The following is a 15,561-nucleotide window of genomic DNA, read 5'->3' on the forward strand; positions in this document are numbered from 1 at the left end:
TGTGGTTGGAGCGCATGGGCGTTGAGAAGCGGCGTGGCGTCACGCGGTGACGTGCAGCAGCGCGTCGTGCCAGTCCTGCGCGAAACGGTCGATATGAAAGCGCTCCAGCGCGGTGCGCCGCGCGCCTTCGCCGAGCCGCCGCGCTTCGTCCGGATCGCGCAGCAGCCCGAGCATCGCGTCGACGAGCGCATCGACGTCGGTATGCACGAAGCCGTTTTCGCCGTTACGGATCACTGTCGCGAGCTCGGTGGTCGCGAGACCGACGATCGGCATGCCGATCGTCATCGCCTCGACGATCGCGAGGCCGAGGCTGGTCCAGCGGATCGGATTGAAAAAGAAGCGGTAGCGCGCGCTGAACGAGGCCAGATCGAGATTGCCGATTTCGCCGATGCCGTCGAGCCGCTGCGCGTCCATGCCCACGAGATCGAGCGGCACGCGCGTGCGCGTTTCGCTGAAGATGTCCGCGCCGAGCCGCCGGCCGCGCTGCGCGAGATGATTGACTACCACGATGCCGCGCTGCAGTTCGCCGCTGTAACGCACGCCGTCGGGTACCACGACGCCGTGTTCGATCACCCGTGTAGGCGTGACGCCGCAGTCCCACATCAGCCGGTTGAAGTGCGTGACGTGCACCAGCAGCGTGCCGGGATCGTCGACCCAATGCCATTGCTCGAACGCGTTTTCCTGCGGCGGATCGTGCTCGACGTAGACGCGCGGCAGAAGTCGCTGCGCGGCGCTCAGCACGTGCTCGCGGTCGTATTCCCAGTGCGTGCGATGCTGGTACAGCACCACGTCGAACTCGTGATTGGCGACGTCGTCGATCGCGATCTCGTGCACGTTATCGCCCCACGGCAAGACGCCGACCTTGCCGGCGTAACCGGGCGGATGACCCGGTTTCGTCACCAGATAGAAATCGTGCGGCGTCTGGCTCAAGTAGTACATGTAGTTGCCGTGCACGTGCCAGGTCAACACACGCAGTCGGCGGCAATTACGCAGCATGGTGCAGATCCTCGAAAAACAGTGAAACGGTTCCCTCATGCAGGCTACCGGGCGCGCCAGCTTGCGCGCCCGGTGCGCGCGCAAGCTGCTCGCGGGCGGTCTCGACCACCTCATCGACGCCGATGTTCAGCGCGCATGGATGGCCATACGGGCAGTCGCGGAACATGCACGGCCGGCACGCCGGATAGTCGGCCAGCACGCGATGCCGCGCATGATCGAGCGGCGCCCAGCGCCGCGTGTCGCTGCCGCACGCGATCACGACCGACGCAGTCGCCATCGCCGCGGCGATGTGCGAGATGCCGGTGTCGTTGCAAACCACGAGCCGCGCATGCGCCGTCAGCGCCGCGAGCCCGCCGAGCGACGTTGCACCGGCCAGATGCAGCGCGGGCGCGCTCATCGCGCCGAGCACCGCGCAGGTCAGCGGCGCCTCGGCGGCCGTGCCGGTGATCGCGATCTGCCAGCCGTCGGCTGCGAGGTGGTCGGCGACGGCGGCGAAGCGCTCGGCGGGCCAGCGGCGCGACGGCAATTGCGAGCCGGGGTGAATCAGCACGAGCCGCTCGTCTTCGATGCCGTGATACGCGCGCAGCGCGGCAAACTCATCGAGGTCGGGCCCGGTGAGCGGAAATGTCAGGCGCCGGTCGTGTACCGGCGCACCGAGTGCGCTCATCAACGCGAGATAGCGCTCTGGCTCGGGCAGCGCATCCGGCCAATCGATGAAGCAGCCTTCGCGCGTGGTCTCATCGGGCTGCACGAAGCCGGCATCGGCACGCGCGCCGAGTCGATGCAGCAGATCGTTGGCGACGCCGCCGCTGCCGTGCAGCTGGATCGCCAGATCGAAACCCCGGTCGCGCATGCGCGCGAAGAACGCGGGCAAACCATCGTCCGTTTCGGGCTGCTCCGGAAAACCGACGGCGCCCGGAAACACGATCAGCTCGTCGACGAGCGCCGCATAGCGCTCGACGAACGCGCGCGCCCACGGCAGTCCGATCAGCGCGATATGCGCAGCGGGGGCGGCGGCGCGCAGCGCGCGCAGCGCGGGCACCGCGCACAGCATGTCGCCGAGCTGCAGCGCGCGAAACACGACGATACGGCGCGGCGCGAGCGCCGCCAGCAGCGAGGGTACGGTCATGGAAAGAACACCTTGAAACGGATGGCGCCATAGAGCCGCCAGTAGATCGACAGGAACGGAATCAGAATGGACGTCCAGATCATTTCGGCGACGTGGCGCCAGCCGTGATTGCGCCCGCGCAGCCGACGCGCGCAGAAATAGCCGGTCAAGCAGCACCACGCGATCGCACCCGCGCCCGCGAGAATCGGCAGATCCGCGAACCCGCCGCCGATCGCGAGCAACGCGGCAGCGAGAATCGCGTAATACAGCAGCGGTGGCCGCGAGCCGATGCGCGTTCGAAACAGTTCGGGATGCTTGCGGTAAAGCAGCGCATCGAATTGGCTCTTTTTCTGCTGCGCGATGCTGACGCCCCAACGCGCGGGCCGCACCGGATGCACGACCACCGCGTCGCGGGCGTGCACGATCTGGCCGCCGGCGGTAAGCAGCGTGAACTGCAGGTCCGAATCCTCGCGCCACGCCGACGTGAAACGTTCGTCGAAGCCGCCGGTCGCGACGAGCGCCGCGCGCGTCACGAACACGTTCGCGGTCGCGAACTCGGCGCTCGCGAGGCCGCTCGCGTCCGCTTCGTAATCGGTCGGCAGCTCGGGCAGCGGCACGACGATCCTGCCGGCGGCCGCCGTGGCGCCGGAAGCGAGCGCCGCGACGCCGGCCGTCAGCCAGTGCGGATCGGGCAGCGTGTCGTCGTCGGTGAAGGCGATCAGCGACGCGCGCGCATACTGCCAGCCCGCGTTGCGCGCGCCGGCCGGACCCTGGGTGCGCGTGACCGGCAGGTAGTGCACCTCCAATCCGCGCGGCGCCTGCTCGCGCGCGAACCGTTCGACGCAGGCGCGCGTGGCGTCGTCTGGACCGTCGTCGCAGACCACGATCTCGTAGCGATGCGGCGCGAACTGCTGCGCGCACAGCGCGTCGAGGCAGTTCGCGAGCATCTGGGGACGGCGATAGGTGGGCACGACCACCGACACGTCGGGCCACGACGGCGTGCGCAGCGTGCGGCCGGTTTCCTCGGCATCCTCACTGCTGTAGCGCGCGGCCACGCCGCCATGCAGTGGCGCCGGACACATGACCGACGCGTTCATACGCGGCTCCCCGCCTTATCGACGAGGAACGGGCCGATCACGAGCGCGTCGAGCGGCGAAGTCCAGAACGACTCGACCGCGTCGCGCGGCGAATTCACCATCGGCTCGCCGCGCGTGTTGAACGACGTATTGACGAGAATCGGCACGCCAGTGAGCTGCTTGAACGCGGCCAGCAGGTCGTAGTACAGCGGGTGCTGCGCGCGGTTGATGGTCTGCACGCGCGCGGTGCCGTCCACATGCCGCACGGCCGGAATACGCGCGGCTTTGTCGGCGCGCACGTCGAAGATGAACAGCATGAACGGCGCGGTTTGGCCGTTCACGAACCATTCGTTTGCCTCCTCTTCGATCACGACCGGCGCGACCGGGCGGAAGTCTTCGCGATCCTTGATCTCGTTGAGCTTCGCCTGCATGTGCGGATCGATCGGCGACGCGAGGATCGAGCGCGCTCCGAGCGCGCGCGGCCCGAATTCGGTGCGGCCCTGATACCAGCCGATCACCTTGCCTTGCGCGAGCAGATCGGCGGTCTCACCGGCGATATCGTCGAGGCGCCGGTACGGCACTTTCGACCAGCGCAGGAACTGCTCGATTTCCGCTTCGCTGAATTCCGGCCCGAGGTACGCGTGGTCCATTTTCCAGCGACGCTCGCGGTCGCCGCGCGCCGCGCGCTCGCGATAGTCGGTCCACAGCGCCGCGCCGAGCGCGGTGCCGGCGTCGCCGGCCGCCGGCTGCACCCACACTTCGCTGAACGGCCCCGCGTCGCGCACCTTCGAGTTCATCACGCAGTTCAGCGCGACGCCGCCCGCCATGCACAGCCGGCTCAAGCCGGTCTGCCGATGCAGCCAGTGCGCGAGTTCCAGCACGGTCTCCTCGAGCACGCGCTGCAACGAATTGGCGATATCGAAGTGGCGTTGCCCGAGTGGACCACCGCGTTCGCGCGCGGGACCGAAGCGCTCGGTCAGACGCGGCGCATCGACGGTATAGCTGCCGTCCTGGCGGTACTTGACGATCTCGCGAAACACGTCGACGTAGGCCGGCTTGCCGTACGACGCGAGCGCCATCACCTTGTACTCGTCCGACGAGTGCAGGAAGCCGAGCCAGTCGGTCACCGCTTCGTACAACAAGCCGAGCGAGTGCGGCAGCTCGACCTGTTTCAGCCGCGTGTACTCGCCGCCGACGAATTGCCCCATGCTGGTCGTCACGCCTTCGCCGCGGCCGTCCATCGTCAGCACGGCGGTGTCGTCGAACGGCGCGGCGAGAAACGCGCTCGCCTCGTGCGCGAGATGGTGCTCGACGAAGTGCCAGGCGAAGCCGTGCTCGCGATCCACGCCCTGGAACCGCTTGCGCAGATGATGCGGCGCGCCGTCGAGCAACTGGCCCTTCGCGTTTGCGATATAGCTGAGAAACAGCGGGTCCCACGGCGACGCGGACGGGTTGTCCGGACGCGTGCCGGCCGGATCGAACGGCAACTCGATCGTCGCGCCCGGCTTCTTCGGCATGCCGCCGAACAGCGCGGGGTCGTACGAGTAAGCGACGTGATCGATGTCGGCGAGCGTGATGCCGGCGGCTTTCAGGCAGTAGTCGATAGCGTCGAACGGTAGCTGCCAGGTCGAGAACGGCACCGGACGTTTCGCGTGTTTGACGTGCGTGAAGCGTTCGTCTTCGGCGGCGGCGAGCACTACGCCGTCACGCAGCAGCGCGGCCGCGCTGTCGTGATAGACCGCATTGATTCCGAGTGTGTACATGGCGTTAGCAGTGGCAGTGGGTTCAGGGGATGGTTGGCTGATCCGTCAGCGACGGCGTGCTCGTGTCATCGCTGCGGCCCGCGCGCTCGGCTGCGCCACGACGCGGCGCATGCGCATGCGCGTGCCGCAATTCGAGTGCCGCGTGCACGACTTCTTCGATCGGAACACCGAGCAGGCAAGCGTGATGCCCGTGCGGACACACGCTGCGATAGCACCAGCGGCATTCGACGTCGCGGTACAGCACGCGTTGCGGCGTTTGCCACGGCGTGTGCTGCGGGTTGGTCAGCGCGTAGAGATCGACGACCGGCGTGCCGAGCGCGGACGCGACATGGACGGGGCCGCTGTTGTTGGAGACGAGCACGCTTGCGCGTTCGAGCAGCGCGGCGAGCTCGGCGAGCGTCAGTGCACCGCTCAGGTCATATAGCTGCGCGCACACGTCTGGAGCAGCGGCGCGCATCACGGCCTCGACGAGCGCTCGCTCGCTCGCGCCGCCGGTCAACAGCACGGCGGCGCCGGTTTCGCGCGCGAGCCGTGTCGCGACTTCACCGAAGCGCTCGGGCGGATAGCGGCGCGACGCGGCGGTCGCGCCTGGATGCAGCACGATGCACTCGTCGTGGCGGGAGATGCCGAGGGTCCTCAGTTTCGAGTCCAGCGACCGGCGCGCGGCGGGCGGCACGCGAAAACGCATGGCGGTGTCGCTCGACTGGGCGCCGACGTGGCGCACCAGATCGAGCTGGCGTTGCACCTCGTGCCGCGTGCGCTGCTGCGGCTCCGGTTCGCGCAGCCAGTCGGTCAACAGCGCGTACGGATTCTCGCGGCAATGCGCGAGGCGGCGCGGAATCCCCGCGAGATAGCACAGCATCGCGGCCGGCAACGGGCTCTGGCTATACACGGTGAAAATCACCGCCGCGTCGAAGCAGCCGCGCTTCAGCCGCTGCTGCATCCGATGATCGTCGAGCAGATCGCGCGTCACGTTCGACGCGGGCGCGACCCACGGCGCGTCGTATTCGATCACGTCGTCGACGTCGTCGAGAAACGGCGCGAGCGCGACGCCGCTGCGCGACGCGAGCAGCGTGAGATGGCGATCTCCGGCGGACTCGCGCAGCGCGTGCAGCGCGGGGGTCGTCATCAGCACGTCACCGAGATTGTCGAGACGCACACACAGAATCCGTTTGACGTCGTCGCCCCAGCACACCGGCTGCGACGTATCGGGCACGCGCGCATGAGCGAGCGTGGGCGGCGCCAGTGGCAGAGGTGCGTTCACCGCGGCGCCTCCTTGCGGCGTGCCGCGCTGCCCGGCGGCACGCCGTTCAACACGACGCGTTGCGCGGCCTCGTGCAGATCGGCCGCGCGCGCATTCGGCGTGCGCTGCGGGCCGGTCCGCCATTCGGTCTCGTGGCCGTTGTCGAGCAGGATCGTGCGACAGCCGGCGCGATTGCCTGCTTCGACGTCGTCGAGAATGTCGCCGACGAACCAGCTATGCGCGAGATCGAGTTCATGTTCTTTGGCGGCGCGCAGCAGCATGCCGGGCGCGGGCTTGCGGCAGTCGCAGACGATCGCGTAACGCTCGACGCTGCCTTCGGGATGATGCGGACACCAGTACGCGCCGGCGAGCGTGGCGCCGCACTCGGCGAACATCTGCCGCAGCCGGCTTTCGACCGCGAACAGCGCTTTGTCTTCGAACTTGCCAAGCGCGATGCCGGACTGATTGCTGATCAAGAACAGCGCATAAGGGTAGGCGGCGAGCAGCGCGAGCGCCTCGCGCGCGCCAGGCGCGAAGCGCATCAGCGCGGGATCGGCGTTGTAGGGCACGTCTTCGAGCAGCGTGCCGTCCTTGTCGATGAACACAGCGGGTACCGTCATGATGGTTGGTGGTATTTGCGAGCGTGGGCCGAAAGTCGGAAAAAGGCGTGCCGTAGCCGCTGGACCGGCTGCGGCGCGTTCCAAATGCGCACGCCGTGCGCGTTCGCGCGGCGTGCGCCGTCGTCAACCGAACGACGCTCCGGCCGCTGCTCGCAGCGGTAGCTGCGCCGGCTCGGAGCCGGTGTCGAGCGATGTTTTGCTCGGCGCGAGCTTTGCCGCGCGTGCATAGATTTGCGCGAGCGCTTCGCTGACGCCAAGCCAGGTAAAGCTGGTCCGCGCCCGGTCGAGGCCCGCTTCGCCCATCCGGCGCGCGAGCGCGGGGTCGCGCCGCAAGCGGTCGAGACGCGCGGCGAGCGCGTGCGGATCGCGCGGCGGCACCAGAAAGCCGGTCACGCCATCGAGGACCGAATAGCGAATGCCGCCGACATCGGCGCCGATCACCGGCGTTGCGCAGGCCATCGCCTCCACCGGCGTGATGCCGAACGGCTCGTACCAGGGCGTCGTCACGAACACGTCGGCGGCACTGTAGAAGTAGCGCAGCCGCGCGCGACCACGCCGGCCGACGAAGCTCGTCTGCTCCGCGACGCCACATTCGCGTGCGATCTGGCGCAGGCGCGCGATCTCCGGTGTCGCGATTTCGTTGGGCGCGTCCGAATTGCCACCGACCACGTACAGCCGCGCTGCCGCGTTGAAGGTGTGCTTCAGCACGCCGACGCCGCGTACCACGTTGTCGATGCCTTTGCGCTGCACGAGCCGGCCTAGCTGCAGCACGATGAAGTCGTGCGGGCTCCAGCCGAGCGCATTGCGGGCGGCTTCGCGCTCGACGGGCCGGAACTCCTCGTCGTCGAAACCGCACGGCACGATACGGATGCGCGCGGGATCGGCGCGATAGTGTTCGAGCAGATCGGCCTGGTCCTGCGGACATTCGGCGACCACGACGTCCGAGCGTGCGACCAGTTCGTCTTCGATCGCGAAGCGCTCGTCGGGAAAGCCGTCGTTCGCGCCTTGATGGATGCGGCGCACGCGGCCGAGCGCATGAAAGGTCGTGACCAGCGGCACGCCGAGCGCAGCCTTTACCTTCAACGCGGCGAGGCCGGACATGAAGAAGTTCGCGTGCATCACGTCGTACGGCTGAGCTTCACGCCGAAAGAACCCGATTAGAAACGCGGCGAACTCGTCCATGAACGGCAGTAATTGTTCCTTCGGCAATTGTCGCGGCGGTCCGGCAGGCACATGAATCACGCGCACGCCGTCCATGTCGACGCGCTCGGGCAGCAGTGCGCGATCGCGGCGCGTGAACACATCGACCTGATGGCCCATTTCCACCAGTTGACGCGCGACGTTCGCGACGTAGATGTTCTGGCCGCCGCTATCGACGCCACCGGCGACAGCAAGTGGCGACGCATGTTCACTGATCAGGGCGATCTTCATTTGCACTCCTTCCCGAGTTGCGCGTTCTTCGATATTGAGGAATCGTTTCCCCGCCCCGAGCATTCGCTGTGCCATTCGGTTCTTGCGGTGCCGAGAAACGACGGCGGACGTTGGCCCGCGCGGACGAAGCGCTGTGGCGTGCCCTTTTTCGTGCCAAGGGAGAAACGCTGTGGCGTTCCCTTTTTCTACATACGATCATGTAACTTCGCACCGCTGATGGCGCGGCGGTACTAGCATGGGCGCAGCATCGCGCGCATTGAACAGGTAAGAGGTGCGCGGCCAGAGCGCTGTACGCCGGTCATTTTTCGCTCGCTGCCGGGCGCGCGACTTGCTTCCCGTCCCATTTGTGCGACGTTTTATCCGGGCGCGCCCCCGACCAGGATCCCATGCCGAATTCCGCCCCGCCGCCTCGCTCCGAACTGACGCGCCGAATCGTCGGCGATCTCGCGCATGCGGTATGGCGTTATCGCTGGCAGACCAGCGGGGCGCTCGCGCTGATGATCACGGCCCGGCTCGCGACCGTGCTGATGCCGCTCACGCTGAAGCACATCGTCGATGAGCTCGGCCATCCGCTCGCGCATGTGGCGTTTCCGGTGTTTCTCGTGCTCGCCTATGCGCTGCTGCGCTTTCTCGGCGACGCGCTGAACGAGGCGCGCGACGTCGTGTTCAGCATCGTCGTGCAGCGCACGGTCGCGGCGCTGACCGAGCGGACCTTCGCGCATCTGCATCGGTTGAGCGCGCGTTTTCATGCGCGGCGCGAGACTGGCGCGATCGTGCGCGACGTGCAGAAAGGCGCCGACGGTATCGGTTTTTTGCTCGGCACCGCGCTGTTTGCGATCGTGCCGACCTTCTTCGAGATCGCGGTGATCGTCGCGATCATGGTGCACGCCTACGCGCGCGAGTTCATGTTCGTGATCGTCGCGACCTTCGTGCTGTACGCGGGTTATACGTTCGTGTTCACGCGGCGGCGCGTCGCGTTCCAGCGCGCGGTCAATCTGCTGGAAGCGCAATCGGACGGACGGCTCGTCGATAGCCTGCTGAACTACGACACGGTCAAGTACTTCGCGACCGAAGACAGCGAAACGCAACGGCTCGGCGACGTGCTGGAAAAGTGGGTCCACGCGCGCATCGCGAATCAGAACGCGTTGACCGCGTTGCACGTGGGACAGAGCGCGGTGATCGCGCTGGGGGTGGCGGGAGTCATGCTGCTCGCCGCGCAGCACGTGGTGGCCGGCAGCATGAGCGTCGGCGACCTGATTCTGGTCAACGCCTACCTGATCCAGGTCTGCATGCCGTTGAACACGCTCGGCTTCGTGTTTCGCGAGACCAACGACGCACTCGTCAACGTCGAGCGCATGTTCGTGATTCTGGCGGCGCGCGGCCGCGTCGGCGAGGATATCGATGCACGCGACGCGCAGCCGCTGAAGGTCGGCGCGGGGCTGATCGAGTTCGAGCACGTCGATTTTGGCTACGACACCGCGCGTCAGGTGCTGCGCGATGTCGACTTCCATGCGTATCCGGGCAAGACGCTCGCGGTGGTCGGCGGCAGCGGCTCGGGCAAATCGACGCTCGTCAAGCTGCTGTTCCGGCTGTACCGGCCCGAGCGCGGCATGATCCGCATCGACGGGCAAGACATCAGCCAGGTCACGCAGCGCAGTCTGCGCGAGGCGATCGGCATCGTGCCGCAGGACACCGTGCTGTTCAATGAAACGATCGCCTACAACATTGCGTATGGACGTCCGTCGGCGACACGGGCGGACGTGGTGCGCGCCGCACGCGCCGCGCAGCTCGACGAATTCATCGAGCGCTTGCCCGATCACTACGACACGCGCGTTGGCGAGCGCGGCGTGCGGCTGTCGGGCGGCGAGCGCCAGCGCATCGCAATCGCGCGCGCGATCCTGAAGGACCCGCGCATCATCGTGTTCGACGAAGCCACCTCGGCGCTCGACACGCGCTCGGAGCGCGCGATCCAGACCGAGCTGACGCGTCTCGCGCAAGGCCGCACGTCGATCGTGATTGCACATCGGCTTTCGACTGTCGTCGACGCGGACTGGATTCTGGTGATGGAACACGGTCAGGTGGTCGAGCAGGGCACGCATCGTGAGCTGCTCGCGCGCGACGCTGTGTACGCGAAGATGTGGTCGCTGCAATGGCAGCAGGGCGAACTCGAACACGCGCAGCGCCGGCTGACTGCTCGGTCGGTCAGCGTCAGCGCATTGACGGCGGGTGTGATCGATGCGTTGCACGACGAGATCGCCGGGCAGCGCGTGGTCGTCTACGCGGAGCCGTCCGACAACGAACTGCGGGTGACCGGCGATCCGAGCGTGCTGCAGCCGTTGATCGCCGAGTTGTGCCGCAACGAGATCGCGCAGGCGACACCGGGGCAGCGCATCGCACTGCGCGCTGAGCGCCACGGCAATCACGTATGGTTCAGCGTGCTCGGCATGGGCGACAAGCCGGCCGAGCTATCGCAGGCAATGGCGCGGCAGATGGAAAGCGCGCTGGCGGCGGCGGGCGGCAGCTTCACGTTGACCCCGCTCAACGGGCGGCTCGCCTATGTCGCGATGCTGCCCTTGCTGCCGGTCGCGGATGCGCAGCCGCCAGAGTCCACCGCACCGGATTCGGCCGAGCCCGCTTCGCTCGACGGCCTCTTCGTGCTCGCGATCGACGATCAGGAAGAAGCACGTGACGCGCTCGAAGCGGTGCTGGGCACGAGCGGCGCACGCGTGCGGCTGTTCGCATCCGGCCACGAAGCGCTGGATTGGCTGCGCGCGACGGACCCGGCGCAATGGCCGCAGGTGCTGCTCTGCGATCTGATGCTGGCGGGCGAAGATGGCTACGACGTGCTGCGCCGCTTGCGCGAACTGGAACGCGAGCGGCCGTCCTTTCCGGGCAGGCCAATGCCCGCGATTGCGTTGACCGGTTACACGGACGCACTCGACGAACAGCACGCGCGCGGCGCGGACTTCGACGCGCATTTGAACAAGCCCGTGCCGCCTGAAGAACTGATCGCCGCGATCCGTCGGCTCGCGCCTGTGCCGTCGAGCGCGGACTCGACGTTGCCAGGATAAGGAAAGCGCGTAATTCAGGTTTCAGGTCGGCGCGTCGAACTTGCCACCCACGGACGTCGTTGCGGACGCGTCGAGATTGCGCTCGGCCGCGCGCACGCGGTCGCGCATTGCGAGGATCGACTGCGGGACCACCCGGCGTTCTCGCACGGTCCACCCAAGCCCAGCCAGCAATTCGATGCCGTCGCGCAGCAGCGTGCCTTCCCGCGCGAACACGTCGAGGGCGCGCAGCGTCGCGCTCATCGCTTCGCCCAACGGCAGGCGCAGCCATCCCACCCACGCGGCATTGCGCGCGAGCATGCGTCGCCGCAACGCGCTGTCACGCACCGGCGACGGACGATGCTGGAGCGTCAACTGCTCGCAGTAGGCGATCGCCTGTCCCGAGGCGAGCACGTCGAGGGAAACGAGTGTTTCCTCGCCGCCGATGAAAAGGCGCGGCTCATAGCCGCCGACCTCGCGAAACAGCGCGGTACGAAACACGCACGCGCCCGCCATATAGCCGATCAAAGCGGGCCCGGGCAGGCCAACACGTCCCAGCGGGCTTGCGCTCATCAACGCACAGGTTGGGTCCGTCGCGTGGTCCGCGCCGACGGCCACGCGCGCATTCAGCACGCCGACGCGTGGCCATGCGTCGAGCAATTGCACCGCGCGTTCGAGCGAGCCGGGCTCCCACCACGTGTCGTCATCGCAGAACGCTACATAGTCGGTCTCGACGCACGCGACCGCGTGGTTGCGGCCCGCCGCGCCGAGATTGCCGTTGCATTCGACGACGCGAACGCTCGGATAGCGCGCTTTGACGAGTGCGACCGTGTTGTCGGTGGAGCCGTTGTCGGCCACGATGATCGGCGGGTTTTCGGGTAACGCGAGCAGACGTTCCAGGGTGGTGAGCAATTCGCCCGCACGGTTATGCGTCAGAACGACGACCGAAATGCGCGGGTGGGCGGCTATTGTTCGCATGCTAAGCGATCGCTTCGACGGTTGGACAGCGATGGGGGAGCAAACCCCGTGCCGTGCGTCACGCGTTTTGCGGATGCCGACTCGATTCATCGCAGCTGAGCTGCCAATAGCGTTCGGCCGAAAAGAGGCTTGCCTGTCCGTCGGGACCGAACGCGCGCAATTGGCTGCGATAGGTGTCGAGTGCCGCGCGCTTCATGCGCTCGTGTTGCGTCGTGCCGGGCACGTTCAGCGCGTGCGGCGCATCAGCGGCATAGCCGCGTGTCGCGAGGTCGCATAGGCGCGCTTGCACGACGCCGGACATGCGCCGGTAGGGCACGTCCTCATAGGCGATGAAGTGCGTGGCTGGCTGACGCCGCATCAGTGCGAGACAGGCATTGGCCACCATAACGTGATCGGAATGGAACAGACCCAACGGCATGAGGACACGCGTGGGCTTCGCATGAGCAACAGTCTGGCTCAACGCGGTAATCAGCTCGTCCGCAGCGGGCGACGCATGGTATTGCGCGTCGCGGAACAGCAAATGCACGGGCATTGCCGACAGCAATCCCAGCGCCTCCCGGTCTTCCGCCTGACGCGTGCGCATCGCTTCGAATGCGTCGGCGAAACCGGCCGCGCGGTCCCAATCGGTCGTGATCTTCTCGGCGGGCGGCGCGGTGAAAACCGTGCAAACGACCGTGCCGGGATGCGCCGCGAGCAGAAGTCCGCAACTGAGGACCGCATCGTCGAGATGCGGTGAGATGACGAGCAGGCGCTGGTTCGATTCCATACCGGCGGTTAGCAAGCTGCGTTCCGCCGTCGCGGCGCGCCACGGGGCGGCGCTGGAACAGCCCTTGCTGACCTGCGGTTCGACTACCGCTTACAACTTCAGCCATGAGCCCGCCTGCAAAACCGCCCGATCACATCCGTACCGTCGAAGTCCGCAAAGGTCAGGTAACCGAAGCAATGTCCCGCGACGCATTTCGCGAGCGCTTCATGGCCCGCTTCTACGACCCGGCATTTCGGGCGGAAGACGAATCGCTCGCGCGGCTCGAAGCGATCGCATGGGATGCTTACTCGCAAGGCCGCAAGGCGCCGGTCACCGAAAAGGCCGGCCCGGGATTCGCCGACCCGGACTACGACCTGTCGGTCGAATGGCGTGCCGCGAGCGAGCGCGTGAAGGCGGCGCAGGCGCGACAGCGCGATCCGGCGACGCGCTCGCGCGTGCTCGTGATCAACGCGTCCTCGCGCAACGACTACACGTGCCCTGGCGAGATGTCGAAGAGCTTCCGGCTCGCGAAGATCGCGCAACAGGCGCTCGAACGCCGGACCTTCGACGTCGATTTCCTCGATCTGTCGCATCTGAACTCCGATCGCGACCTGCACATTCATCCGTGCAAAGGCTGTGTGTCGACCGCGATGCCGCTGTGTCACTGGCCTTGCAGCTGTTATCCGAACCATTCGCTCGGGCTCGTCAACGACTGGATGAACGACATCTACGAGCGCTTTGCCGCCTGCCACGGCGTGCTGATCGTGACGCCGGTCTACTGGTATCAGGTGTCCGCGCCGCTGAAGCTGATGATGGATCGCCTCGTTTGCGCCGACGGCGGCAATCCCGATCCCTCCTCGACGCACGGCAAGAAAGCGGACGAAGCGAAGCGTCTCGAACTGGCCGGCTGGGGCTATCCGAAACATCTGGCGGGCCGGGCCTATGGCGTCGTCGTGCATGGCGACGTCGCCGGCATCGAGGACTCGCGCAGGGCGCTCGCCGACTGGCTCGACTGGATGGGCTTCGTCGAAGCGGGCGCGAAGTCGCGGCTCGATCGCTTTATCGGCTATTACGAGCCTTATGCGACCAGCCATGAGGCGCTCGATCGCGACGAGGACATGCAGCAGGAAGTGGCCAACGTGGCCCAGGCCGTCGCGACCTGCGTCGAGCAGATTCGTGGCGGGCGCAAGGAACCGGACGACGGCCTCGGCACGCCGCGCGCCAAATGATCCGCAACTCAGATAAGAAAGGAGAAGCATGACGAACGACGAAGTGGCGAGCCCGCGCACGCAACGGCGCCGGCTCGGAGGATGGCTGCCGCGCGACGAAGCGCATCTCGCGCGCTACCGGACCGCGCTGGCCGCGAAAGCGCGCGAACGTGCGCGCACGGCGCCACGCACGCGTGCCGTCGCGGAACTCGCGGCGCTGATCGAAGGCGATCCGGTGCTGCGCATGGATATGACGCGGGCCATCATGCAGGCACAGCAAGCAGGCTACGTGCTCGGCTATGCAACGATCGACGAGCTGATGACGCTCGTCGATTACCTGATGACCTACGCGCCGCCGTTCAGCGAATCCGATCTGATTCATTGTCCGCTGAACGCGGTGCTCGACTGGCCGATGTGCATGCCGTCCGGCTATGCACTGTTTCGCGACCCGGCGCTCAACGCGCAGCTCAAGCACGTGCTGAATTGCTGGTGCGGCTTTCTGAGCGGTCCGCATTCACGCGAACATTTAAATACGTCGTCGCCCGACGGCTGGTTCAGCTCGGAGGCCGACAAACGGATCGGCCTCGCGCAATTCGCTTGCGATCCCGAGCAACCGTATTGGGGCTTTACGTCGTGGAACGATTTCTTCACGCGGCGCTTCCGTCCCGGCATGCGGCCCGTCGAGGAGCCGGACAACGACAAGCTGATCGTCAGCGCGTGCGAGGCGACGCCGTACAACGTGCAGCACGGCGTGAAGCTGCGCGACACGTTCTGGATCAAGTCACAGCCGTATTCGCTCGAAGACATGCTGAGCTCGCGCGAGCGCGAACTGGCGCGGCGCTTCCAAGGCGGCTCGGTGTATCAGGCCTTTCTGAGCGCGTTCAACTATCACCGCTGGCATGCGCCGGTCAGTGGCGTGATCTCGCGCGCGTACGCGGCGGACGGCAGTTACTATTCGACCGCCGATAGCGAAGGCGAAGACCCAAGCGGGCTCAACGATTCGCAGGGCTACATCACGGCGCTCGCGGCACGCGCGGTGATCGTGATCGAATGCGACGATGCGGCGGTGGGGCAGGTGGCGTGCGTGTTCGTCGGGATGGCGGACGTGTCGTCGTGCATGATCGAGGCGTTGCCGGGTCAGCGCGTCCGAAAGGGCGATGAGTTGGGGTTTTTCCAGTACGGCGGATCGACTTGCTGCCTGGTGTTCGAGCCGGGCGTGATAGAGCGCTTCGTCGTCGAGCCGCCGTTCGGCGACAAGCAGCCGCCGATCAAGGTCAACGCGGCCGTTGCAAGGGCCGGGTCGCGCAACGCATCGCCGTCGCAAAGCAACGGCTAGACGCGCTGCG

12 protein-coding genes are annotated in these 15,561 nt (G+C 66.8%); 3 read left to right on the forward strand and 9 right to left on the reverse strand.

Going from position 1 to position 15,561, the window contains the following annotated elements:
- Positions 1 to 39: 39 nt before the first annotated feature.
- The 7 genes from QFZ91_RS01565 to QFZ91_RS01595 form a co-directional block, all read right to left on the reverse strand.
- Positions 40 to 996: a glycosyltransferase family 4 protein gene (locus QFZ91_RS01565; RefSeq protein ID WP_176380532.1), complete on the reverse strand. Its 957-nt coding sequence runs from the start codon at positions 994 to 996 to the stop codon at positions 40 to 42.
- A complete protein-coding gene (locus QFZ91_RS01570) occupies positions 986 to 2,125 on the reverse strand; it encodes a glycosyltransferase family 9 protein (protein WP_176380533.1) in 1,140 nt (379 codons plus the stop codon). The genes QFZ91_RS01565 and QFZ91_RS01570 overlap by 11 nt, the downstream gene beginning before the upstream one ends.
- Complete coding sequence (locus QFZ91_RS01575; RefSeq protein WP_429565988.1) at positions 2,122 to 3,201, reverse strand: glycosyltransferase; 1,080 nt, start codon at positions 3,199 to 3,201, stop codon at positions 2,122 to 2,124. The genes QFZ91_RS01570 and QFZ91_RS01575 overlap by 4 nt, the downstream gene beginning before the upstream one ends.
- The gene (locus tag QFZ91_RS01580) at positions 3,198 to 4,943 is read right to left on the reverse strand and encodes a carbamoyltransferase family protein (protein WP_429565989.1); all 1,746 of its coding nucleotides are present in this window, start codon (positions 4,941 to 4,943) and stop codon (positions 3,198 to 3,200) included. The genes QFZ91_RS01575 and QFZ91_RS01580 overlap by 4 nt, the downstream gene beginning before the upstream one ends.
- A 22-nt stretch (positions 4,944 to 4,965) precedes the next feature.
- Positions 4,966 to 6,207: a lipopolysaccharide heptosyltransferase II gene (waaF, locus tag QFZ91_RS01585; protein ID WP_429565990.1), complete on the reverse strand. Its 1,242-nt coding sequence runs from the start codon at positions 6,205 to 6,207 to the stop codon at positions 4,966 to 4,968.
- On the reverse strand, positions 6,204 to 6,806 hold the full coding sequence (locus QFZ91_RS01590; protein ID WP_429565991.1) for a D-glycero-alpha-D-manno-heptose-1,7-bisphosphate 7-phosphatase: 603 nt from the start codon (positions 6,804 to 6,806) through the stop codon (positions 6,204 to 6,206). The genes waaF and QFZ91_RS01590 overlap by 4 nt, the downstream gene beginning before the upstream one ends.
- Positions 6,807 to 6,929: 123 nt before the next feature.
- Positions 6,930 to 8,237, reverse strand: a complete 1,308-nt coding sequence (locus tag QFZ91_RS01595) for a glycosyltransferase family 4 protein (protein ID WP_429565992.1) — start codon at positions 8,235 to 8,237, stop codon at positions 6,930 to 6,932.
- A 386-nt stretch (positions 8,238 to 8,623) separates the two neighbouring features.
- Here QFZ91_RS01595 and QFZ91_RS01600 point away from each other — a divergent pair, with 386 nt between their 5' ends.
- Complete coding sequence (locus QFZ91_RS01600) at positions 8,624 to 11,308, forward strand: ATP-binding cassette domain-containing protein (protein ID WP_429565993.1); 2,685 nt, start codon at positions 8,624 to 8,626, stop codon at positions 11,306 to 11,308.
- A 21-nt stretch (positions 11,309 to 11,329) separates the two neighbouring features.
- Here the strand turns inward: QFZ91_RS01600 and QFZ91_RS01605 are convergent, their stop codons facing one another.
- The gene (locus QFZ91_RS01605; RefSeq protein ID WP_429565994.1) at positions 11,330 to 12,262 is read right to left on the reverse strand and encodes a glycosyltransferase family 2 protein; all 933 of its coding nucleotides are present in this window, start codon (positions 12,260 to 12,262) and stop codon (positions 11,330 to 11,332) included.
- Positions 12,263 to 12,320: 58 nt separating this feature from the next.
- The gene (locus tag QFZ91_RS01610; RefSeq protein ID WP_429566630.1) at positions 12,321 to 13,028 is read right to left on the reverse strand and encodes a PIG-L deacetylase family protein; all 708 of its coding nucleotides are present in this window, start codon (positions 13,026 to 13,028) and stop codon (positions 12,321 to 12,323) included.
- 176 nt (positions 13,029 to 13,204) lie between these two features.
- On the opposite strand from QFZ91_RS01610, the gene QFZ91_RS01615 reads away from it, so the two are divergent.
- A complete protein-coding gene (locus QFZ91_RS01615) occupies positions 13,205 to 14,236 on the forward strand; it encodes a flavodoxin family protein (RefSeq protein ID WP_429565995.1) in 1,032 nt (343 codons plus the stop codon).
- A gap of 28 nt (positions 14,237 to 14,264) precedes the next feature.
- A complete protein-coding gene (locus QFZ91_RS01620) occupies positions 14,265 to 15,551 on the forward strand; it encodes a phosphatidylserine decarboxylase family protein (protein ID WP_429565996.1) in 1,287 nt (428 codons plus the stop codon).
- Positions 15,552 to 15,561: the final 10 nt, after the last annotated feature.

It is taken from the genome of Paraburkholderia sp. JPY419, from assembly GCF_050435705.1.
GTDB classification, from domain to species: domain Bacteria; phylum Pseudomonadota; class Gammaproteobacteria; order Burkholderiales; family Burkholderiaceae; genus Paraburkholderia; species Paraburkholderia youngii.